20 protein-coding genes, 1 tRNA gene and 1 riboswitch are annotated in these 21,567 nt (G+C 64.5%); of the genes, 17 read left to right on the top strand and 4 right to left on the bottom strand.

The features are described from left to right. Positions 1-9 precede the first annotated feature (9 nt). The 13 genes from EAG14_RS11845 to EAG14_RS11785 all read left to right on the top strand — a co-directional run bounded on the left by EAG14_RS11845 (position 10) and on the right by EAG14_RS11785 (position 14,220). The gene (locus tag EAG14_RS11845) at positions 10-696 is read left to right on the top strand and encodes a response regulator transcription factor (RefSeq protein ID WP_099655240.1); all 687 of its coding nucleotides are present in this window, start codon (positions 10-12) and stop codon (positions 694-696) included. Continuing rightward, positions 693-2,189 carry a cell wall metabolism sensor histidine kinase WalK gene (locus EAG14_RS11840; protein WP_121728968.1) on the top strand — a complete coding sequence of 499 codons (1,497 nt, stop codon included), beginning with the start codon at positions 693-695 and terminating at the stop codon, positions 2,187-2,189. Before EAG14_RS11845 ends, EAG14_RS11840 begins: the two co-directional genes overlap by 4 nt. Before the next feature lie 372 nt (positions 2,190-2,561). Beyond that, entirely contained in the window at positions 2,562-3,527 is a 966-nt protein-coding gene (locus EAG14_RS11835; RefSeq protein ID WP_121730439.1) for an ABC transporter substrate-binding protein, read from the top strand. A 21-nt stretch (positions 3,528-3,548) separates the two neighbouring features. After that, positions 3,549-4,385 carry an ABC transporter permease gene (locus EAG14_RS11830; RefSeq protein WP_099740971.1) on the top strand — a complete coding sequence of 279 codons (837 nt, stop codon included), beginning with the start codon at positions 3,549-3,551 and terminating at the stop codon, positions 4,383-4,385. Next, positions 4,382-5,161 (top strand): ABC transporter ATP-binding protein, encoded by a 780-nt coding sequence (locus EAG14_RS11825; RefSeq protein ID WP_121728967.1) that lies wholly within the window; start codon positions 4,382-4,384, stop codon positions 5,159-5,161. Before EAG14_RS11830 ends, EAG14_RS11825 begins: the two co-directional genes overlap by 4 nt. A gap of 14 nt (positions 5,162-5,175) precedes the next feature. Further along, positions 5,176-6,057, top strand: coding sequence for a histidine utilization repressor (gene hutC, locus EAG14_RS11820; protein ID WP_121728966.1), 882 nt, complete (start codon positions 5,176-5,178; stop codon positions 6,055-6,057). Between the two features lie 89 nt (positions 6,058-6,146). Continuing rightward, positions 6,147-7,709, top strand: coding sequence for a histidine ammonia-lyase (gene hutH, locus EAG14_RS11815; RefSeq protein ID WP_121728965.1), 1,563 nt, complete (start codon positions 6,147-6,149; stop codon positions 7,707-7,709). Between the two features lie 49 nt (positions 7,710-7,758). Next, positions 7,759-9,513: a urocanate hydratase gene (gene hutU / locus EAG14_RS11810; RefSeq protein ID WP_121728964.1), complete on the top strand. Its 1,755-nt coding sequence runs from the start codon at positions 7,759-7,761 to the stop codon at positions 9,511-9,513. Positions 9,514-9,593: 80 nt separating this feature from the next. Next, positions 9,594-10,220: a HutD family protein gene (locus EAG14_RS11805; protein WP_121730438.1), complete on the top strand. Its 627-nt coding sequence runs from the start codon at positions 9,594-9,596 to the stop codon at positions 10,218-10,220. Positions 10,221-10,290: 70 nt separating this feature from the next. Further along, positions 10,291-11,550, top strand: a complete 1,260-nt coding sequence (hutI, locus tag EAG14_RS11800) for an imidazolonepropionase (RefSeq protein WP_121728963.1) — start codon at positions 10,291-10,293, stop codon at positions 11,548-11,550. Beyond that, entirely contained in the window at positions 11,547-12,941 is a 1,395-nt protein-coding gene (locus EAG14_RS11795; protein WP_121728962.1) for a formimidoylglutamate deiminase, read from the top strand. Before hutI ends, EAG14_RS11795 begins: the two co-directional genes overlap by 4 nt. A gap of 26 nt (positions 12,942-12,967) precedes the next feature. Beyond that, entirely contained in the window at positions 12,968-13,771 is an 804-nt protein-coding gene (gene hutG / locus EAG14_RS11790) for an N-formylglutamate deformylase (RefSeq protein WP_121728961.1), read from the top strand. A 239-nt stretch (positions 13,772-14,010) separates the two neighbouring features. After that, the gene (locus EAG14_RS11785) at positions 14,011-14,220 is read left to right on the top strand and encodes a hypothetical protein (RefSeq protein WP_121730437.1); all 210 of its coding nucleotides are present in this window, start codon (positions 14,011-14,013) and stop codon (positions 14,218-14,220) included. Between the two features lie 79 nt (positions 14,221-14,299). Here EAG14_RS11785 and asd read toward each other — a convergent pair whose 3' ends face one another. Beyond that, positions 14,300-15,145 (bottom strand): archaetidylserine decarboxylase, encoded by an 846-nt coding sequence (gene asd / locus EAG14_RS11780; protein ID WP_121730436.1) that lies wholly within the window; start codon positions 15,143-15,145, stop codon positions 14,300-14,302. A gap of 137 nt (positions 15,146-15,282) precedes the next feature. Then, positions 15,283-15,370, top strand: a riboswitch (cyclic di-GMP riboswitch). A 140-nt stretch (positions 15,371-15,510) separates the two neighbouring features. Here asd and EAG14_RS11775 point away from each other — a divergent pair. The 4 genes from EAG14_RS11775 (at position 15,511) to EAG14_RS11760 (ending at position 19,680) form a co-directional block, all read left to right on the top strand. Then, positions 15,511-17,859: a S53 family peptidase gene (locus EAG14_RS11775; RefSeq protein ID WP_240456761.1), complete on the top strand. Its 2,349-nt coding sequence runs from the start codon at positions 15,511-15,513 to the stop codon at positions 17,857-17,859. Positions 17,860-18,240: 381 nt separating this feature from the next. Further along, a complete protein-coding gene (gene infA, locus EAG14_RS11770; protein ID WP_099655250.1) occupies positions 18,241-18,495 on the top strand; it encodes a translation initiation factor IF-1 in 255 nt (84 codons plus the stop codon). 179 nt (positions 18,496-18,674) lie between these two features. After that, a tRNA-Pro gene (locus EAG14_RS11765) sits at positions 18,675-18,751 on the top strand. 155 nt (positions 18,752-18,906) lie between these two features. Further along, entirely contained in the window at positions 18,907-19,680 is a 774-nt protein-coding gene (locus EAG14_RS11760) for a heparan-alpha-glucosaminide N-acetyltransferase (protein ID WP_162995981.1), read from the top strand. A gap of 174 nt (positions 19,681-19,854) precedes the next feature. Here the strand turns inward: EAG14_RS11760 and EAG14_RS11755 are convergent, their stop codons facing one another. From EAG14_RS11755 to EAG14_RS11745, 3 genes are all read right to left on the bottom strand, one after another. Further along, positions 19,855-20,640, bottom strand: a complete 786-nt coding sequence (locus EAG14_RS11755) for a peptidylprolyl isomerase (protein ID WP_121728958.1) — start codon at positions 20,638-20,640, stop codon at positions 19,855-19,857. A gap of 67 nt (positions 20,641-20,707) precedes the next feature. Beyond that, positions 20,708-20,965, bottom strand: a complete 258-nt coding sequence (locus EAG14_RS11750; RefSeq protein ID WP_121730435.1) for a BolA family transcriptional regulator — start codon at positions 20,963-20,965, stop codon at positions 20,708-20,710. Between the two features lie 43 nt (positions 20,966-21,008). Then, positions 21,009-21,548 carry a septation protein A gene (locus EAG14_RS11745; RefSeq protein ID WP_121728957.1) on the bottom strand — a complete coding sequence of 180 codons (540 nt, stop codon included), beginning with the start codon at positions 21,546-21,548 and terminating at the stop codon, positions 21,009-21,011. Positions 21,549-21,567: the final 19 nt, after the last annotated feature.

Genomic DNA, 21,567 nt, shown 5'->3' with positions numbered 1-21,567 from the left:
AAATTCGGTATGTACCGCATTTTGCTCATTGACGATGATGAACAGCTGGGCCCCCCGCTGACCACTTACTTCCAGCGGTTTGAGATGGCGCTGACCCATGCCCTGCGCCCCAGTGACGGGCTGGCCCGGTTGGGGCAAGGCGGCTTTGATGCGGCCATCCTGGACGTCATGCTGCCGGAGATGGATGGCTTTGAGCTGTGCCGCACCATCCGCAAGCAAAGCGATTTGCCCATCGTCATGCTCACGGCGCGGGGCGATGTGATGGACCGTGTGGTGGGCCTGGAACTGGGCGCGGACGACTACCTGCCCAAGCCCTTTGAGCCGCGCGAGCTGGTGGCACGCATGCAAACCGTGCTGCGCAGGCGGCGTGGCAACGGTGTGAGCGAGGCGGGGGACGTGATCCGGTTTGACGGCTTGAGCATCGATGCGGCCCGGCGCAGCGTGGTGCGCCAAGGCCAGGCCTTGGAGTTGACGGGCACCGAGTTTGATTTGCTGCACCTGCTGGCGCGCGAGCCAGGCCGCGTCTTCAGCCGCGACGACATTCTGAACCAGCTGCGCGGGCACGACGCCGAGCTGTACACCCGCGCCGTGGACATCGTGGTGAGCCGTTTGCGCAAAAAGCTGGAGCCGCTGGACTGCATCAAAACCCTGCGCAATGCGGGCTACTCGCTGGCCCTGCGCAGGGTGGCTGCATGAGCGACCAGCGAACTGCGCGGACCAGGCCCCCCCGTTGGCGCAGAGGACGGCACGCGGCGGACCACCCCGGCGGTGAAGAAAATGCCTGCGGCCCCGCACCCTTTTGCCCCTGGCACCGCCGCGCACGCGATGCCGTAGGGTATTCGCTGCGATTGCGGCTGGTGCTGGTGTTTTTGCTGCTGGCCTTGGCCATGGCCGTCACCTTCATGGGAGGCGTTCAAAAAGCCATTGCCATCGGCTGGCGCGAGGCCGCTCGCCCGTTGCTCATGGACTATGTGGACCGGCTGGTGGAAGAGGTGGGCACCCCGCCCAGCATTGAGCGCGCCCAGGCCATCGTGGGGCGTTTGCCCATCCACATGCACATCGAGGGGCCGGTGGTGAAATGGGACTCGCACCCCGACCAGCCCCGGCCCGAATGGATGCGCAGGCAAAGCGCGTCCGACAAGCGCTGGCTGTCCGAGGCCGATGGACACAAGCTGCTGCAACGCGTGACGGCCGACGGCCACACCATCGTGTTCGGCCTGAACGCCATGACCTGGGACCAAAAGCCCCGCATCGCCTGGCTGACACTGACGGTGCTGCTGCTGCTGACGGCGCTGGCCTATGCCTACGTGCGCTACCTGCTGCGCCCGCTGGACGACATCCGCCGGGGCGCACAGCGCTTTGGCGCGGGCGATTTTGCGCAGCCGATTCCACTGCGCAGCACCCGCCGCCCCGATGAGCTGGGGCAACTGGCCGCCACCATCAACACCATGGGGGAAGACATCCACCAGATGCTGGAGGCCAAGCGTGCACTGCTGCTGGCCATGAGCCATGAACTGCGCAGCCCCTTGACCCGGGCGCGCCTGAACACCGAGCTGCTGCCTGAAGGCGCAGACACCCAGGCGCAGCGCGACGCCTTGTTGCGCGACCTGGGCGAAATGGCCCGATTGATCTCTGACCTGCTGGAAAGCGAACGCCTGGCCGGCCGCCACGCGGCGCTGCACCGCGAGCCTACCGACCTGGCTGCATTGGCCCGTGAGGTGGTGGAGGAGCTGAGCGTGCGCCACGCCGCTGCCGCCCATATTCGGGTGGTGATGGACTGCGGTGGTCTGGCTGGCAAGCCCACCGAGGGGGACGCGCCCCAGCACCCAGCCCTGTTGATGGCGCTGGACCGCTCGCGCGTGCGTCTGCTGCTGCGCAATCTACTGGACAACAGCTTGCGCCACAGCGACCCTGCCGCGCCGCCGCCCGAGTTGCATTGCACGCTGGACGCGTCTGGCGGCGTGGTGCTGCGGGTGCGCGATTTTGGCCCCGGCGTGGCAGACGAGCACCTGGGCCGCCTGGCAGAGCCCTTCTTTCGGCCCGACACGGCGCGCCAGCGCGCCACCGGGGGCGTGGGCTTGGGCTTGTACCTGTGCCGCTTGGTGGCCCAGGCCCACGGCGGTTGGCTGCACATTGCCAATGCCAAGCCGGGCCTGGAGGTGCAGGTGGCGCTGCCACGGGTGGGGTAGGGCGCTTGTATGTGCCTCCTGGCCGGGGATGCAGCGTGGTGCGCCCTGGGCATGCACCTGCACGGTGCGCCGTGTCCGGGCTGGGTGGCAGTGCCGTGTCCTCAGTTTTTTAATAAAAATGCCATGTAGCGCAATCAGAGTAAGCGCTGGTAGCTATTAAAAACGTAGCGTTTTTTCGTTGGTGATCCCATGGCCGCCTGCGCGCGTTGGGCTGGCCCTGTTCTTGCTGAATGTGTTCACCCTTGATGGCAGGACATTGTCGGTACTTACCCTGTATAGACAGGTATGGCTGCAATGCCATCATGGCACCCTGGTGCTGCGGCAATGCCGGGCGGGGTAGGCGATGGACTTTTATTCAGACAGGAGCAGATGATGACTCGATTGGTTGTGAAGATGGCAACGCTGGCTGCGGCCGCTGCTTGTGTCCTGACTGCGGCCCTGCCCGCACAGGCGCAAGACACCAAAATCGTGCTGGGCATGTCCGGTTGGACGGGCTTTGCACCGCTCACCCTGGCCGATAAGGCCGGCATCTTCAAGAAGAACGGCCTGGATGTGGAGATCAAGATGATCCCGCAGAAGGACCGCCACCTGGCCCTCGCGTCCAAGTCCATCCAGTGCGCGGCCACCACCGTGGAGACGCACGTGGCATGGAATGCCAACGGCGTGCCCATCGTGCAGATCTTCCAGATGGACAAGTCCTACGGCGCCGACGGCATTGCGGTGCGCGGCGACATCAAGGGCTTTGCGGACTTGAAGGGCAAGACCATCGGCGTGGACGCACCCGGCACCGCACCGTACTTTGGCCTGGCCTGGATGCTCAGCAAGAACGGCATGAGCCTTAAGGACGTGAAGACCACCACGCTGTCGCCCCAGGCTGCGGCGCAGGCGTTCGTGGCGGGGCAGAACGACGCTGCCATGACGTACGAGCCTTACCTCTCTACCGTGCGTGACAACCCTGCCGCGGGCAAGATCTTGGCCACCACGCTCGACTACCCGATGGTGATGGACACCGTGGGCTGCGACCCCGCCTGGCTCAAGGCCAACGGCAAGGCCGCACAGGCACTGGCCAACTCGTACTTCCAGGCGCTGGACATGATCAAGGCCGACCCCACCAAGTCCAACGAGATCATGGGCGCGGCGGTCAAGCAGACGGGCGAGCAGTTCGCCAAGTCGTCGTCCTTCCTGCGCTGGCAGGACAAGGCCGCCAACCAGAAGTTCTTTGCGGGCGAGCTGCAGACCTTCATGAAGGACGCCACGGCGATCCTGCTGGAGGCGGGCATCATCCGCAAGGCGCCTGAGGATCTGGCCGTCACGTTCGACGCGAGCTTCATCAAATAAGAGCAGGAAGAAGAGCGCGCCATGTCTGCTGTGCAACCCCTGTCTGTGACCACGCCAAAGGCCCCCGCGCGCCGACGCTCACTGGCCCCTCTGGAGCCCGTGAGCGCCCGTGCCCGCTGGCTGCTGGGCTTCGGTTTTTTTGTGTTGTTCGTGCTGGTGTGGGCGTTCTTCACGCTGGGCGGCTTCGTGTCGCCCACGTTCCTGGCCAGCCCTGTCACCATGGCCAAGGAAGGCTGGCTGCTGTTCAGCGAATACGGCTTTCACAAGGACATCGGCATGACGGTGTGGCGCGTGTTCGGCGGCTTCATCCTGGCCGCCGTCATCGCCGTGCCGCTGGGCATTGCGATGGGCGCGTACAAGGGCATTGAAGCCTTCTTCGAGCCCTTCGTCTCGTTCTGCCGCTACCTGCCCGCGTCGGCCTTCATTCCGCTGCTCATCCTGTGGGCGGGCATTGGCGAGGCACAGAAGATTCTGGTCATCTTCATCGGCTCGGTCTTTCAGATCACGCTCATGGTAGCCGTCACCGTGGGCGGTGCTCGGCGCGACCTGGTGGAGGCTGCGTACACGCTGGGCGCCGGCCACAAGGGCATCGTCACGCGCGTGCTCATCCCGGGCGCCGCCCCTGAGATTGCTGAGACCCTGCGCCTGGTGCTGGGCTGGGCCTGGACCTATGTGATCGTGGCCGAGCTGATCGGCTCGTCGAGCGGCATCGGCCACATGATCACCGACAGCCAGTCGCTGCTCAACACCGGCCAGATCATCTTCGGCATCATCATCATCGGCCTCATCGGGCTGGTGTCCGACTTCGCCTTCAAGGCGCTCAACCACCGTCTGTTTGCCTGGAGTTTTGTGCGATGAGCCGCGTATCTATTCAAGCCGTCTCGCGCGTTTTCGAGACTGCCAAGGGCCAGCGCACACAGGCGTTGCAGCCGGTCGATTTTGAAGTGCGCGACAACGATTTCGTCACCATCCTCGGCCCCTCGGGCTGCGGCAAGTCCACGCTGCTGCGCATCGTCGCGGGGCTGGACCACGCCACCAGCGGCCGTGTGCTGCTCGACGGCATGCCGGTCGAAGGCCCCGGGCCCGAGCGCGGCATGGTGTTCCAGAGCTACACGTTGTTCCCCTGGCTCACCATCGAGCAGAACATCCGCTTTGGCCTGCGCGAACGCGGCATGCCCGAGGCGCAGCAGAAAGAGCGCGCCGCGTACTTCGTCGCCAAGGTGGGGCTGCGCGGCTTCGAGCAGCACTTTCCCAAGCAGCTGTCGGGTGGCATGCAGCAGCGCACCGCCATTGCGCGCGCGCTGGCCAACGACCCCAAGATCCTGCTGATGGACGAGCCCTTCGGCGCGCTCGACAACCAGACCCGCGTGCTCATGCAAGAGCTGCTCCTGGGCATCTGGGAGGCCGAGCGCAAGACCGTGCTGTTTGTCACCCACGACATCGACGAAGCCATCTTCATGGCCAACCGCGTGGCCGTGTTCAGCGCCCGGCCCGGTCGCATCAAGACCGAGCTGGCGGTGGACTTGCCGCACCCGCGCCATTACACGATCAAGACCAGCCCCGAGTTCATGGACCTCAAGGCCCGGTTGACCGAAGAGATTCGCGCAGAATCCATGGCTGCCGATTTGCACTGACCCCTGACCTGCCCATGCCTGCCCGTTCTCCTCGCCGCCTCGCTGTTTCTGCCAAAGCCCGCTCTACCGCTGCGCCTGCTGCGCGGGCCCCGGTTGCATCGCCTGCGCGTGCGCCTGCCACATCTTCGCGGGCGGACAAGCCCCGGGCTGCGGCGCCTGCGCCCGCAGCCACCCAGGCCATGGCCTTGTACGAGCAGGTCAAAGATTTCATCGCCCGCAAGATCCAGGAGGGCGCCTGGCGCGCGGGGGACCGGCTGCCGTCCGAGAGCGAGCTGGTCACCCAGTTCGGCATCTCGCGCATGACGGTAAACCGCGCGCTGCGCGAGCTGGTGGAGCAGGGCCGCATCGTGCGCGTGGCCGGGGTGGGCAGCTTTGTGGCCGAAGACAAGCCCCAGTCCACGCTGCTGCAGATTGCCAACCTGGCCAGCGAGATTCGCCAGCGTGGGCACGACTACCGCTGCGATGTGCTGGCCGTGGAGCGGGTGTCTGCATCACTCGAAGTGGCGGCCGCGCTGGATTTGCGCACCGGCGAATCGGTGTTCCATTCGCTGTGCGTGCACCGTGAAGACGGTTTGCCGGTGCAGCTGGAAGACCGCCACGTCAACCCCCGCCAGGTGCCGCAATTTGCGGTGCAAGACTTTACGCAACTGCAGCCGTCGGAATACCTGGTGCGCAACGTGCCCTTTGACCAGGTCGAACATGTGGTCGATGCCGTCATGCCCACCGCAGAGCAGGCTGCGCTGCTGGAGATGCCTTCCACCGAGCCCTGCCTGCTTCTCACGCGGCGCACCTGGTCGCGCGGCGTGCCCATCACGGTGGTGCGCTGCCTGCACCCGGCGTCGCGCTACCGGTTGGGCAGTCGCTTTCGGGCCGACGGAAACCCGGCGGCTGGCTGAACCCGCACTGCTGCCACCACCACAGGTTTCACCCCTTTTCAAATGCCATTTTTTCGCTGATACTAACCTGTATATACAGGATGAGACTTATGACCACTTCTACACCTTTGGCCTCCCATTCCCCCGCCGCCATCACCCTGGTGCCGGGCTCCGTCACCCTGGCCGCGCTGCGCCGCATCCATGCAGGCGGCGTGGCCTTGCGGCTGGACGGGGGCGCCCTCGCAGGCATGCAGGCCGCCCAGGCCGTGGTGCAGCGCATCGTGGACGAGGACCAGGTGGTCTACGGCATCAACACCGGCTTTGGCAAGCTGGCCAGCACCAAGATTGCCCACGACCGCTTGGCCGAACTGCAGCGCAACCTAGTGCTGTCGCACAGTGTGGGCACGGGCGATGCGCTGCCCGACGGCGTGGTGCGCCTTATCCTGGCCACCAAGGCGGTGAGTCTGGCACGCGGCCACTCGGGTATTCGCCCCGCCATCGTGGATGCACTGCTGGCCTTGGCCAATGCAAATGTGCTGCCGGTGATTCCGGCCAAGGGTTCGGTGGGGGCGTCAGGCGACCTGGCGCCGCTGGCGCACCTGTCGTGTGTGTTGATTGGCGAAGGGCAGGCCAAGGTGAACGGCCAGGTCGTGTCGGGGGCAGAAGCCATGCGCTCCATCGGTTTGCAGCCCTTTGTGCTGGGCCCCAAGGAAGGGTTGGCTTTGCTCAACGGCACCCAGGTGTCTACCGCACTGGCACTGGCCGGGCTGTTTGGGGCTGAGAACGTGCTGGCCGCAGGCCTGGTGGCGGGCTGTCTGTCGCTCGAAGCCATCAAGGGCTCGGTCAAGCCGTTCGATGCCCGCATCCACGAGGCACGGGGCCAACTGGGCCAGATCGCCGTGGCGGCTGCCGTGCGCGGGCTGCTGGAGGGCAGCGAGATCGACCCATCGCACCCCAATTGCGGCAGGGTGCAAGACCCGTATTCCATCCGCTGCGTGCCGCAGGTGATGGGCGCGTGCCTCGATAACCTGCAGCATGCTGCACGCGTGCTGCGCATCGAGGCCAATGCCGCATCGGACAACCCGCTGGTGTTCACGGACACGGGTGAAGTCATCTCTGGCGGCAACTTCCACGCCGAGCCCGTGGCCTTTGCAGCCGACATCATTGCGCTGGCCGTGGCCGAGATCGGCGCCATCTCCGAGCGCCGCATGGCCCTGCTGCTCGATACGGGCCTGTCGGGCCTACCTGCCTTCCTGATCCGCGACAGTGGCGTGAACTCCGGCTTCATGATTGCCCAGGTCACCGCTGCCGCACTGGCCGCTGAGAACCAGTGCCTGGCCAACCCCAGCAGCGTGACCAGCCTGCCCACCTCCGCCAACCAGGAGGACCATGTCTCCATGGCCACCTACGGCGCCCGCCGTCTGGCCGACATGGTGAACAACGCCGCGGTGGTGGTGGGCGTCGAAGCCATGGCCGCCGCGCAGGGCATGGAGTTCGATAGATCTCTGAAATCCTCGCCCCTGATCGAAGCGCAATTCGCCGCCATCCGCCAGCGCGTGTCCTTTTTAGAGCAAGACCGCTACCTGGCCCCGGACATCGACGCCATGCGCGAGTGGGCTCTGCAGGCCGATTGGCCCGCACCGCTGCGCGCCTGCCAGCCCAGCCACGCTTGATTGACTCGCCCGTTTCACGCCACTGAACCAGACACCCCAGGAGCCCACCATGAACGCCAACGACGCCATCATTGCTGCCGCAGCTTCCTCCGCCATCAGCACCGACCCGCGCCACGACGCCAGCCGCGTGATCCGCGCGCCGCGCGGCAACCAGCTCACCTGCAAGAGCTGGCTCACCGAGGCGGCCTACCGCATGATCCAGAACAACCTCGACCCCGAGGTGGCCGAGCGCCCGCAGGACCTGGTGGTGTACGGCGGCATTGGCCGTGCCGCGCGCAACTGGGAGTGTTTTGACCAGATCCTGGCTTCGCTCAAGGACCTTCATGAGGACGAAACCCTGCTCATCCAGTCCGGCAAGCCCGTGGGCGTGTTCAAGACCCACGCCAACGCACCGCGCGTGCTGCTGGCCAACTCCAACCTGGTCCCCAAGTGGGCCAACTGGGAGCACTTCAGCGAGCTGGACCAAAAGGGCTTGTTCATGTACGGCCAGATGACGGCGGGCAGCTGGATCTACATCGGCACGCAAGGCATCGTGCAAGGCACCTACGAGACCTTTGCCGAGGCCGGCCGCAAGCACTATGGTGGCTCGCTCGAAGGCAAGTGGATATTGACCGCAGGCCTGGGCGGCATGGGCGGCGCGCAGCCGCTGGCCGCCACCTTTGCGGGCGCGGTGTCGCTCAACATTGAATGCCAGCAAAGCAGCATCGACTTCCGCCTGCGCACGCGCTACGTGGACAAGCAGGCGCGTGACATCGACCATGCGTTCGAGCTCATCCAGCAGCACACGGCTGCCAAAGAGGCGGTGTCCATTGCGCTGCTGGGCAACGCCGCCGAAATCCTGCCCGAGCTGGTGCGCCGCGCCAAAGCCGGTGGCTTGAAGCCCGACCTGGTCACCGACCAAACCTCGGCCCACGACCTCGTCAACGGCTACCTGCCCAGCGGTTGGACGGTGGCGCAGTGGCGCGCCGCGCAGCAGGACGTGACGCAGCACGAGGTGTTGAAGAAGGCTGCCGCCAAATCCTGCGCCGTGCATGTGCAGGCCATGCTCGACTTCCAATCGATGGGCATCCCCACGGTGGACTACGGCAACAACATCCGCCAAGTGGCGTTTGACGAAGGCGTGAAGAACGCCTTCGACTTCCCCGGCTTCGTGCCTGCCTACATCCGCCCCCTGTTCTGCGAAGGCAAGGGTCCGTTCCGCTGGGTGGCCCTGTCGGGTGACCCGGAAGACATCCGCAAGACCGACGCCAAGATCAAGGAGCTGTTCCCCGAGAACAAACACGTGCACCGCTGGCTCGACATGGCGGGCGAGCGCATCGCCTTCCAGGGCCTGCCCGCACGCATCTGCTGGCTGGGCCTGGGCGAGCGCCACATCGCGGGCCTGGCCTTCAATGAGATGGTGAAGAGCGGCGAGCTGAAGGCCCCCATCGTCATCGGCCGCGACCACCTGGACACCGGCAGCGTGGCCAGCCCCAACCGTGAGACCGAGGGCATGCGCGACGGCACCGACGCCGTGAGCGACTGGCCGCTGCTCAACGCGCTGCTCAACACCTCGGGCGGCGCCACCTGGGTCAGCCTGCACCACGGCGGGGGCGTGGGCATGGGCTACTCGCAGCACTCGGGCATGGTCATTGTGGCCGATGGCACTGACGCAGCGGCTGCACGGCTGGCCAATGTGCTGGTCAACGACTGCGGCAGTGGCGTGATGCGCCATGCCGACGCGGGCTACGAACTGGCTGTGGAAACGGCGAAGAAGCAGGGCCTGAAGCTGCCCATGGTCCCAGGTGCTTCAGGAGCGCGGTGATGCCCGCCGCCGCTGTTGTGGAGGCCACGCCGCAGCCTGCGCCTGCTGAACCCGGTACGGCTGCAGCGCAGGGCGAGGCCGTGCACTGGTTTGATCTGCGCACGGTGCCTGCCACCCCGTGGAAGAACGGCGGCGGCAGCACCCGCGAGCTGGTGTGCTGGCCGCCTGGCGCGGGCACCGATGCCTTTGGCTGGCGCGTGAGTGTGGCCCGCATTGCGGCCGCTGGGCCGTTTTCGGCGTTCGCGGGGGTCGATCGGCAGATCATGCTGCTCGACGGCGATGGCGTGACGCTGCATGGCGAGCAGGCCGAGCTGTGCCACACGCTGCAGCAGCGCTGGCAGCCCTGGAGCTTTGCGGGTGAGCAGCCGCTTAACAGCCGCCTGATTGGTGGGCCATCGACCGACTTCAACCTGATGCTGCGCCGGGGCCAGTGGCAAGGCCGCATGCAGGTGCTGCACGACACGGGCACCGTAGGCGCCACAGGGGCCGGGCTGTGCATGGTGCTGCAGGGCCAGTGGGCGGTGTTGGGCGGCGATGCGGCGCGCGTGCTGCAACCTGGACAGGGCCTGTGGTGGCCCGAGGCCATGGGCGCACGGGTGTTGCAGCCCTTGCAGCCGCTGTCGCCCGAAGTGGCCAACCCCCATCCGTTTGCGCCCGATGTGCGGCCCGCACTGGTGTGGGTCGATGTGGTGCCAGTGCATTTGTAGTCAAATTGGCCTCTAGAGCTTATCTAATAAGCGCTAGCAGCTATCAATAATGTAGTAAAGGGCTGAGCGCATGCGTGATTGCATTCCTTCTTCATTCGGCCCCAGCGCCGATGGCATCTGGCACGGCCTGCTGCCGGTGCCGGGCCTGGTGCAGCCCGATGTGCCTGTGCCACCCGGTGCGTGCGCCAGCATCGTGGTGCAGCAGGGGCAGATCCAGTGGGTGGGGCCCGATGCCGCAGTGCCCCCCGCTTGGCGGCACCTGGCGCGCAGGCAAGGCGCGGGTGCGTTGGTCACGCCGGGCTTGGTCGATTGCCACACCCACCTGGTCTACGGCGGCCAGCGCGCCAACGAGTTCGCCATGCGCCTGGCAGGCGCCACGTACGAAGAGGTGGCCAAGGCGGGCGGCGGCATTGTCTCGTCCGTCAAGGCCACGCGCGAGGCCACGGAAGATGAACTCTTCACCCAGGCCGTCCCACGCCTGCAAGCCCTGCTGGCTGAGGGCGTGTGCGCTATCGAGATCAAATCCGGCTACGGCCTGGCACTAGAACATGAGCGCAAGCAACTGCGTGTGGCGCGCCGCCTGGGCGAGGCCTTTGGCGTGACGGTGCGCACCACCTTTTTGGGCGCACACGCCTTGCCGCCCGAATACGCAGGGCGTAGCCAGGACTACATCGATGTGGTTTGCCAAGAGATGCTGCCTGCGCTGGCTGCTGAAGGCCTGGTGGATGCGGTGGATGTGTTCTGCGAACGCATCGCCTTCACGCTGGCAGAGACCGAGCAGGTCTTCCTGGCCGCGCAAAGGCTGGGCATCCCCGTCAAGCTGCATGCCGAGCAACTGTCGGATATGGGCGGCGCGGCGCTGGCGGCACGCTATGGTGCCCTGTCGTGCGACCACATTGAGCACTTGTCGCAAGCAGGCATCGCTGCCATGCAAGCCGCAGGCACCGTGGCCGTGCTGCTGCCCGGCGCTTACTACACGCTGCGCGACACGCACCTGCCGCCCATCCAGGCGCTGCGCGATGCGGGGGTGCCGATGGCCGTATCGACCGATCACAACCCCGGCACCTCGCCCGCCCTCAGCCTGCTGCTCATGGCCAACATGGCCTGCACGCTGTTTCGGCTGACGGTGCCTGAGGCGTTGGCGGGCATCACCACCCACGCAGCCAAGGCGCTGGGTTTGCAGACAACGCATGGCTTGATCGCCTCCGGGCGGCCGGCCAATTTTGTACTGTGGCCGCTGGCCGACGCGGCCGAGCTGGCCTACTGGTTTGGCCACCAGCCCGCCTGCACCATCGTGCGGCAAGGGCGCATTCACGGAGCCCAGGCATGAACCAGATCTTTGCTGCCGACGCGCTGCTGCCCACCGGCTGGGCGCGCGACGTGCTCATCGCGTGGGACGGGGCAGGGCGCATCACCGCCGTCACGCCCAACATGCAGCGCCCTGAAGGGGCTGCCATGGCATTGGGCCCGGTGATCCCCGGCATGCCGAACCTGCACTCGCACGCCTTCCAGCGCGCCTTTGCGGGGTTGACCGAATACCGGGGCCAGGCGCAAGACAGCTTCTGGAGCTGGCGCAACCTCATGTACCGCTTTGCCCAGCGCATCACGCCACAGGCGCTGGAGGCCATTGCCACCTGGCTCTACATCGAGATGCTGGAGGCGGGCTACACCTCGGTGTGTGAGTTCCATTACGTGCACCACGACACCGACGGCCGCCCTTACGCGGACGACGCCACGCTGTCGCTGGCCCTGCTGCGCGCCGCGCACACGGCGGGCATCGCCATCACGCTGCTGCCCGTGCTGTACCAGAGCAGCGGCTTTGGCGCCAAGCCGCCCCGGGCGGACCAGGCCCGGTTCATTCGCAGCACCGACAACATGCTCTCATTATTGGAGCGCCTTGCGCCCGCTGCACAAGCGCAAGGGGCTGTTTTGGGCCTGGCCCCGCATTCGCTGCGCGCCGTGCCGCCAGACAGCCTGACAGCTGCCGTGCAGGGCCTCACGGCGCTGAACCCCCAGGCGCCCATTCACATCCACATTGCCGAGCAGACGCAGGAAGTGGAGGACTGCATCGCCTGGAGCGGCCAGCGCCCCGTGCAGTGGCTGCTGGAGCACGCGCCGGTGGACGAGCGCTGGTGCCTGGTGCACGCCACGCACATGACGCCCGCTGAGTACGCTGGCGCCGCCGTAACGGGCGCCGTGGCAGGCATTTGCCCCACCACCGAAGCCAACCTGGGCGATGGCATTTTCGACATGCCCTTGTGGCTGCAGCACGGCGGGCGCTGGGGCGTGGGCTCGGACAGCCACGCCTGCGTGAACGCGGCCGAAGAACTGCTGATGCTGGAATATGGCCAGCGCCTGTCGCGCCGCCAGCGCAACGTGTTGGCCCACAGCAGCCAGCCGGAGGTGGCCACCGCCATGACCTTGCAGGCCGTGCAGGGCGGGGCGCAGGCATCGGGCCGCTGGGTGTCTGGTGCAGCAGCGGGCATTGCTGTGGGGCAGTCGGCCGACTGGGTCGTGCTCGATGCCCAGCATGTGGCCCTGCGCGGCCTGCCCGCGCCCGCCATGCTGTCGGCCCATGTGTTTGCCAGCCACCGCACTTCGGCCATTGACAGTGTGTGGGTGGGCGGAGCACGCCGCGTGGCCCAGGGCCGCCATGCGCTGCATGACCGAGCCGCCAGCGCTTTTGCCTCCGCACGCGCCAGCACCATTGCACCCGACTGACCCTGAACCTTTCTGATCCGATCTCCATGACCTCTATCGCCCCTCCACCGTTCGTTTTTCACCAGGGCACGCAGCCCTTACTGGTGTCCATGCCGCACGCTGGCACCTATGTGCCGCCCGAACTGGCCGCGCGTTTTACCGACGAGGCCCGCCAGGTGCCAGACACCGACTGGCACATGGAGCGCCTGTATGCCTTCGCCAAAGACATGGGTGCGTCTATCCTCGTGGCCACGCATTCGCGCTACGTGGTGGACCTGAACCGCCCGCCCGATGGCGCGAGCCTCTACCCAGGCCAAAGCGTTACGGGCCTGTGCCCGGTCGATACGTTTGACGACACCCCCATCTATGCCGCAGGCGATGTGCCGCAAGAGGCAGAGATCGCTGCCCGCCGCGATGCCGTCTGGACGCCCTACCATGCGCAATTGCGCGCCGAGCTGGACCGCATCCGCGCCCAGCATGGCGTGGCCGTGCTGTGGGATGCGCACTCCATCCGCTCGGTGTTGCCGCGCTTTTTTGAGGGCAAGTTGCCCGACCTGAACCTGGGCACGGCCAATGGTGAAAGCTGCGACCCGGCGCTGGCACAAGAGCTGCTGCAGATTGCTGAGGCCGCCCCGGGCTACACCGCCGTGCTCAATGGCCGCTTCAAAGGGGGGCACATCACCCGCCACTACGGCCAGCCAGGGCAGGGCGTGCATGCCGTGCAACTGGAGATGACGCAGTGCAGCTACATGCAGGAATGCCTGCCGTTTGACTACCTGCCAGAGCGTGCTGTGCAGGTGCAGCCGCATCTGCAGCGCATGCTGGCTGCTGCCTTGGATTTTGTGCGGTGAGGCGTCGGGGCTTTGAACAGGTTCTTAGGGGCTGTGCCAGGCGGGTTTCATTGCACGGCACTTTGAACCGGTTCTGCACCGCAGCGGGCGACTGGGAAGACCGGGGTGCTTGATCTTGGGCAAGTTTCGCCCCTGGATTCGGGCTTTTACTGGGTGGGTGGTGCTACGATGCTCCCACACAGCCCTCTGCACTGGAGGGCGGGGTGGTTACACCACCCATGCGGAAGGAGCCGCACACCATGCGCGATGCGGCTTATTACTACATGCCTTTGTTCAGGCCGGGTGCGCCTGTCATGCTCGGGTCGCGCCACGAAACCGTGAGCCACGTGGTGGTGCGGCGCTACGCGATGATGGTCTATCTGGAGGGCCATGAAAACCCGGTGCACCCCGAATCTCTCAAGCTGGAACCCACGGCTTTTCAGCTCACCCGCAGGCTAGACAAATACTGACGCGGGGATGCAAGGCAGTGAACAGGCGCTATTGCGCCTAGTTTGCTTTGTGGCGTGATCCGTGTCGGGTTACCCGCGGTTACCCGCGTTGTGCCATGGTTTCGCCCAGCCGGATGGGACGTGCAGGCGCCCATTGTGGGTTGAACTGCATGGCCCCTTTGGGGAACAGCATCACCACGGTGGAGCCCAGCAAAAAGCGCCCCATTTCCTGCCCTTGCTGCAGGCTCACCTGGCCAGGGGCATAGTCCCACTGGCGCAATTGGCCCGTGCGAGGCGGGTTCACCAAGCCATGCCACACGGTGGCCATGCTGCCCACAATGGTGGCGCCCACCAACACCATCACAAACGGCCCCAGATCGGACTCAAAAAAGCACACCACGCGCTCGTTGCGCGCAAACAGCCCAGGCACGCCCCGGGCCGTCGTGGGGTTGACCGAGAAGAGGTCACCAGGGGCGTGCACCATGTGTGTGAGCTGGCCCGCACAGGGCATGTGAATGCGGTGGTAGTCGCGTGGGCTGAGGTACAGCGTGGCGAAGTGGCCATCGTCAAACACCGCTGCGCGGGCCGCATCGCCCCCCACCAACGCGGTGGTGGAGTACGAATGCCCCTTGGCCTGGAAAACCTGGTCGCGCTCGATACGACCAAATTGGCTGATGGCCCCGTCCACGGGGCAAATCCAGGTGGCACTGGCTTGCGGCCTGGCACCCGGCTTCAGCGCGCGGGTGAAGAAATCGTTGAACGTGGCGTACGCGGCCGGGTCCGGGTTCTCTGCCTCGGCCATGTTCACGTTGTAGCGCGCGATGAAGCGCTCAATGGCCATCGTCGTCCAGCGGCCCGCCCGGGCCCGGGCCAAGCGCCCAGCGGTGGAGGTCAAGGCTTGCTTGGGCAAGAGGTATTGGGGCAGAACGGCGAGGCGATCGGACAAGAGCACTTCCTTCACAGCAGGTGGTGCGGCGCATTCTAGGGCCTGTTCACCGGGCGGTGCGCTAAATGGCATTCATTTACATTTGATTGAAATGATGCAAATGCTATTGACGCAATTGAAACAACTAATTACATTTAAATCATTCAAGGCACACCCGTTCGAAAGACGGGGTCGCAAAGCCACCGGTCTAAACCCAGCGATGGGCACGATAGCGGGGTTGCTAATACAGCAAGTGCGCTCGGAATGGGGCCTGTGCCGTGTTGTATCGCCTGCTTTGCGGCGGGCTGCGGTGCCTTGTATCCACACTGTCCTTTGAGGGGTGATACATGCGCTCAGTTTTGATTTCGAGTGACCGCCGGTCTTCCATGCGCAAAACGCAATGGGCTGTTTCTGGCGTTTTGTTGGCTGCATTGGGTGCCTGCGGTGGCGGCAGTGAAGACCAGGCCTCGCAAGCCCTGGCCCAAGCCGAAGTGGCCACAGCCACGACCACCCTGGCGCTGCAGGCCGATGAACTGTCCAGCGATGCTGGCGTGCTCATCGCCCAGCCCACGTTCCACGTCGCCCCTGTGGTGTTGACGCCGCCGGATGACGCGGACGTCCTCAACGCCAATGCGTCTGCTACGCAAACCCCCAAATCGCAAGCGGTGCCCTCGGGCCTTGCGGCGCTCTCGACCAAACGCCTGACGCTGGACACGCTGGAGGCTGTTCGTACCAAAGGGATGCAGGCCGCGCCTTCGTCTGCCGACGGTGAGCAGGCCACGCCACTGGCGGGCTCTGCGGTCACCACCTACACGGTGGCCCAGGTGCGTGCCGCCTATGGTTTCCCGGCATTGCCTGCGGTAGGAACCCAGCCCACGGCCGCCCAGGCTGCGCAACTGGGGGCGGGGCAAACCATCTACATCGTGGCTGCCAAGCACAACCCCAATGCGGCAGCCGAGTTGGCCGCTTTCAATCAAAAATTTGGCCTGCCCACCTGCACCACCCGCACCTTGGCCGCCAGCACGGCATTGCCACTGCCTGCAGCCTCCAAGACGGGTTGTGAGCTGGTGGTGGCCTACAGTAGCGCCACGGGCACGCTCTCCGCCACGGCGCCTGCCTACGATTCGGGTTGGGCCACGGAAATTGCGCTGGACGTGCAGTGGTCGCACGCCATTGCCCCCTTCGCCCGCATCGTTCTGGTCGAGGCGCCGGATGCGTCCGTGAACAACCTGACATCTGCGATCCGCTTGGCCAATGCGATGGGGCCAGGGGTGGTGTCGATGAGCTTCGGTGCGGCGGAGGGCGCCTGGACTTCGACATTGGACTCTGCGTTCTCTACCGCCAACATGACGTACCTGGCCGCCACGGGGGATTGGGGTGCGGGTGTGATGTGGCCTTCCGCATCGGCCAACGTTCTGGGTGTGGGCGGTACCACGCTGACCTACAGCGGCACAGGCTCTCGGTCTGAAGTGAGCTGGTCGGGCACCGGCGGTGGGATCAGCGCCTATGTGGCCACGCCCACCTACCAAAAATCGGGTTTGCCAGGCGTAGGCTCGGCGGTGCGCCGCACCGTGGCCGATGTGGCCATGAACGCGGACCCTGCCACGGGTCACTACTTGGCGGTGTTGTCTCCTGGCAGCTCGACCGTGCAGTGGCTGAGCGCTGGCGGCACCAGCCTCTCCTCGCCCATGTGGGCTGGGCTGGTGGCGGTGGCCAATGCCGCGCGCGTGCAGGCAGCCAAGCCTGTGCTGGGTGCTGCGCACACCACTTTGTACGGACAAGTCGGCGCGGTGCCGGGCAACTATGCCAGTGGCTTTGCAGACATCACGCTGGGGTCGCATGGCACTTGCGGTACTTGCTCGGCTCGGGTGGGCTATGACCAGCTGACCGGCCTGGGTACACCCAATGCCGCCAACCTCGTCAACTTGCTGTCCGGTGCGTCAGCCCCGGCCATGCCGCCCTCGGTGACATCCGCCACCATCAATGGCCAGGCGAATACAGCGCTGTCGTTCACCGTGTCGGTCACCGCACCGAACCCCGTGACCTATGCCCTGACAGGTGCGCCCTCCGGCATGGCCATCGGTTCTACCGGTGTGGTGACCTGGGCCGCGCCAGTGGCTGGCTCCTATGCCGTTACCGTCACAGCCCGTGACACCAAGACCGGGCTGAGCGGGCAGGGCGTGTACACCGTCGTGGTTGCCGCGCCTCCCAGCGCGCCTGTGGTCGCCGGTGGTACGGTGGCAGGCAAGGTCGGCGTCGCCCTGTCCTTCAATGCGACGGTGCCTTCGTCCAGTCCCATGGCTTACACCCTGGCTGGGGCGCCTTCTGGCATGGCAATCAACGCCACTACGGGCGTTGTGACGTGGGGCTCGCCTGTGCTGGGTAACTACTCCGTGGTCGTAACGGCCAAGGACACCAAGACCGGGCTGTCCGGCAAGGGAACCTACACCGTGCAAATCACCTCTGGTGGCCTGACCATTACGGCGCCGGCCATGGTTGGGGTGGTGGGCAAGCCGTTGACAGGCACCATCGCCATTTCGGCACCCGCAGGCACCTCGTTCTCCGTGTCCATCTCGGGTGTTCCTTGGGGCATGGGTTTCTCGATCAGCGGCACCACCATCACGGCCCTGTGGGCCGCACCTGTGGCTGGAAGCTACCAGCTCACGGTGGTGGCCAAGGATTCCGCAGGCCGCACCACGCAGGCCTTGGTGCCGATCACGGTCAGCGCCAAATGAGTTGATCAGGGTTGGCACGGGAGGGCTGGAACTGGCGCGGCACAGTGGCGTTGAACACGCTCTGTGACGCTTTGCTTTGGCGCAGTTTGTTCGGTGTGGGCGACAGGGCCGGGTGCATGCGGCAACGTCCATAGGCAAGATACTCACATCGCGCTACAATTGACAGGCTCATGCACAGCGCCTCGCCTGTTCATTGAAGCCGTCTCATCCAGGCCTCTTTTCTTTCTGATCTGCGCCCCGGGTGCAGCGACTCCCCCGCCCGCAAAGCACCGTGCCCAGAGATCCTTGAAGATCTGTCTTCAGGGGCCGCGTTGGCAGATGCCCGCATGTGCAGCGCGCAAACCACAGAATTTTGTTTTTAAGATCACGAGATAGAAAAACATGGCCAAAGAAGAACTCATTGAAATGCAAGGCTCCGTCACCGAAGTCCTGCCTGACTCGCGCTTTCGCGTCACCCTGGACAACGGTCACCAACTGATCGCCTACACCGGCGGCAAGATGCGCAAGCACCACATCCGCATTCTGGCGGGTGACAAGGTGTCGTTGGAAATGTCGCCCTACGACCTGAGCAAGGGCCGTATCACTTTCCGCCACCTGGCTGGACGTGGCCCAGGCCCTTCTGGTGGCAATCGTTAAATTTTTCAATGGGCTGGGGAAATCGGCCCATTTTTCAAAGTTATAATTTTTAGCTCTTCAGATTGTTGCCTTGGTGGCAATCTGGCTGACCTCTCGTAGGCACAGCAGGTTTTTAAAGTTTTTAAAAATTTGCTTGTTTGGTCAGAAGCCCGGAAAAACCGGGTTAGAATACGAGCTGTCGGAGCGTAGCGCAGCCTGGTAGCGCATCTGCTTTGGGAGCAGAGGGTCGCGAGTTCGAATCCCGCCGCTCCGACCATTGTTTTAAGGGTCTGCAACAATCGTTGCAGACCCTTTTTGCATTCTGGCCGGCTTTGCGGTGTGTATCCGCTTTGCCTCATGGGGCTGCGGCTTTTGGGCTCGCTGATCTGGCACTATCGTGTGTTCTGCTTCTGCGCCTCTTCCCGTGCTGTCATGCCCTTGAGTTCTGCCGATTCACCCCCTCCCACACCGCGTTATGCGTTGGTCGATGCCCTTCGGGGCTGTGCCATGGTGTGGATGACGCTGTTTCACTTCTGCTTCGACTTGGCGCACTTTGGTTTGTGGGCGCAGAACTTTCGCATCGACCCGGTGTGGACGACGCAGCGCACAGCCATCGTGAGTTTGTTTTTGTTTTGCGCTGGGCTTTCGCAGTCCATTGCTGTGCAGCAGGGGCAGAGTTGGACCCGGTTTGGGTGGCGTTGGCTGCAGATTGCGGGGGGTGCTGCGCTGGTGAGCTTGGCTTCGTACGCCATGTTTCCCCAAAGCTTCATTTACTTTGGCGTGTTGCATGGCATGGCGGTCATGTTGTGCGTTGTGCGCTGGAGCGCCGGCTGGGGTCGTTGGCTGTGGTGGGCGGGCGGCGCGGCGCTGTGCCTGCCGCCTCTGGCTGCCTATGTGTTTACCCACGGTGCTGAGGCCTTGGCGCCCTGGTTCAATGCCCCTGCGTTGAATTGGCTGGGCTGGGTGAGCCGCAAGCCCTCCACGCAAGACTATGTGCCCGTGTTTCCGTGGCTGGGTGTCATGTGGTGGGGCATGGCTGCGGGCCAGTGGTTGCTGTTCAACAGGCCTCACTGGTTGCAACGGCCCTTGCCTTGCCTTTTAAAAGGCCCCGCAGTGCTGGGGCGTTGGAGCCTCAGCTACTACCTGCTGCACCAGCCTGTGCTGATGGGTGGTTTGATGGCTTTCTTGTGGCTGGCCAAACGCTGAGGTGAATGCGGCTATGCAGTGGGCGCGATGAGCGCAGCGAGGCCGCCCAAGAGTTGATTGCAGTGCATCACGTTGGCCTGCAGGTGGTGACTTGTAGGCGGGGCCCAGGCATAAAAAAACGCGGCCTGGGCCGCGTTTGATGCTGAAGCGCCCAAGCAGGACGCTTTCGGGTGCTTACTCGACCTTGGCCTTGGCGCGCAGGTCTTCCTGGAACTTCACCAGCTTTTGCTGCTGCAGTTGCTGGGCCACTTGAGGCTTCACTTCTTCCAGCTTGGGGAGTTCGGCTTGGCGAACATCCACCAGGCGGATCACGTGCCAGCCGAATTGGCTCTTCACGGGGGCGTCTGTGGTCTTGCCCTTTTCGAGCTTCAGCAGCGCTTCAGTGAATTCGTTCACGTAGCTGGAAGGGTTGGCCCAGTCCAGATCGCCGCCCTTGGCTGCAGAGCCGGGGTCCTTGGATTGCTTCTTGGCCAGGTCTTCAAACTTGGCACCCTTCTTCAGGGCGGCAATGATGGCCTTGGCGTCGGCTTCTTTTTCCACCAGGATGTGGCTGGCCTTGTATTCCTTGCCGCTGTTGGCTGCCACGAACTTGTCGTACTCGGCCTGGATTTCAGCGTCGGTCACAGGGTTGGTCTTTTGGTAATCGGCGAACAGTTCGCGGATCAGGATGGTCTGGCGGGCCAGTTCCATCTGGGCCTTGAAGTCTCCGGAGCCGTCCAGGCCGCGCTTTTGGGCTTCTTGCAAGAAGATTTCGCGAGCGATCACTTCTTCATTGATTTGGCCTTCCACTTCAGGCGTCACAGGACGGCCTGAACGCTCCACTTGCTGGCGCAGCACTTCTGCACGCTCTTTGGGCACGGCCTTGCCGTTGACGATGGCAATGTTCTGGGCGGAAACGGGCAGGGCCATCGTGCCCAGCACGGCAGCGGCCACGAGGCCGGACAGGAGCTGTTTCTTCATGCGAGATCCAAAAAATGAGAAGGTGTTTGCTGGCTGAAAACCGGCAAGTGAGGAAACTGGGGCCGGCTCAGAGAATTTCAATGGCGAGTGCGTGAACGCCCCGGTCAATAAATTCTTGCAGCGCATCATACACAAGGCGGTGCTGTGCCACCCGTGACTTGCCTGTAAACAAAGGTGACGCTATGCGCACTCGAAAGTGGGTGCCAAAGTCGGTGCCGTTGGAGCCCGAATGCCCTGCGTGGGCGGCACTTTCGTCCAGCACCTCCAGGGCGGTGGTGCTCAGTTGTTGCGCCAACTGGTGGTGCATTTGGTCTGCAAAGGTCATGGTCTGCAAAAGGATGGGCGCCTGACAAAAGGGATTGACGGGGTTACTGCGTGGGCTCATCGCCCTTGATGTGGGGGGCGATGTAAAGGCCCTGACCCACCAGGAAGACCAGAGGGAAGGCGTAGCCCCAGAGCTTGAAGTCCACCCAGAACTCGGTGCTGAAGTTCATCACCACGTAGGCGTTCACCGCCGACATGAAGGCGCAATACACGATCCAGGCCTGGTTCAGTCGCATCCATACCGTATCGGGCAGGCTCAACTGGCCGCCCAGCAGCATGTGCAAGATGTTCTTCTTCATCACCCACACGGCAACTGCCAGCGCCACGGCCATCGCGCCGTACAGCACCGTTGGCTTCCATTTGATGAAGCGGTCGTCCTGCAGCACCAGGGTGAGCGTGCCGAACACCACGATCAGCACCAGCGTGATCTTGTGCATGGTCTGCAGCCTGCGGTCGATGGCGTAGATCAGGCCCATCTGCGCCACGGTGGCGGCCATCAGCACCCCGGTGGCCACATAAATGTTGAAGAACTTGTAGGCGCCGAAGAACAGCAGGATGGGGAAGAAATCAATCAATATTTTCATAAGGCGAGGCCAGCGTGCT

Source organism: Acidovorax sp. 1608163, assembly GCF_003669015.1.
Classification (GTDB): Bacteria; Pseudomonadota; Gammaproteobacteria; order Burkholderiales; family Burkholderiaceae_C; genus Acidovorax.
The sequence above is the reverse complement of the archived record's forward strand: the minus strand, read 5'-3'. Positions and strand labels throughout refer to the sequence as shown.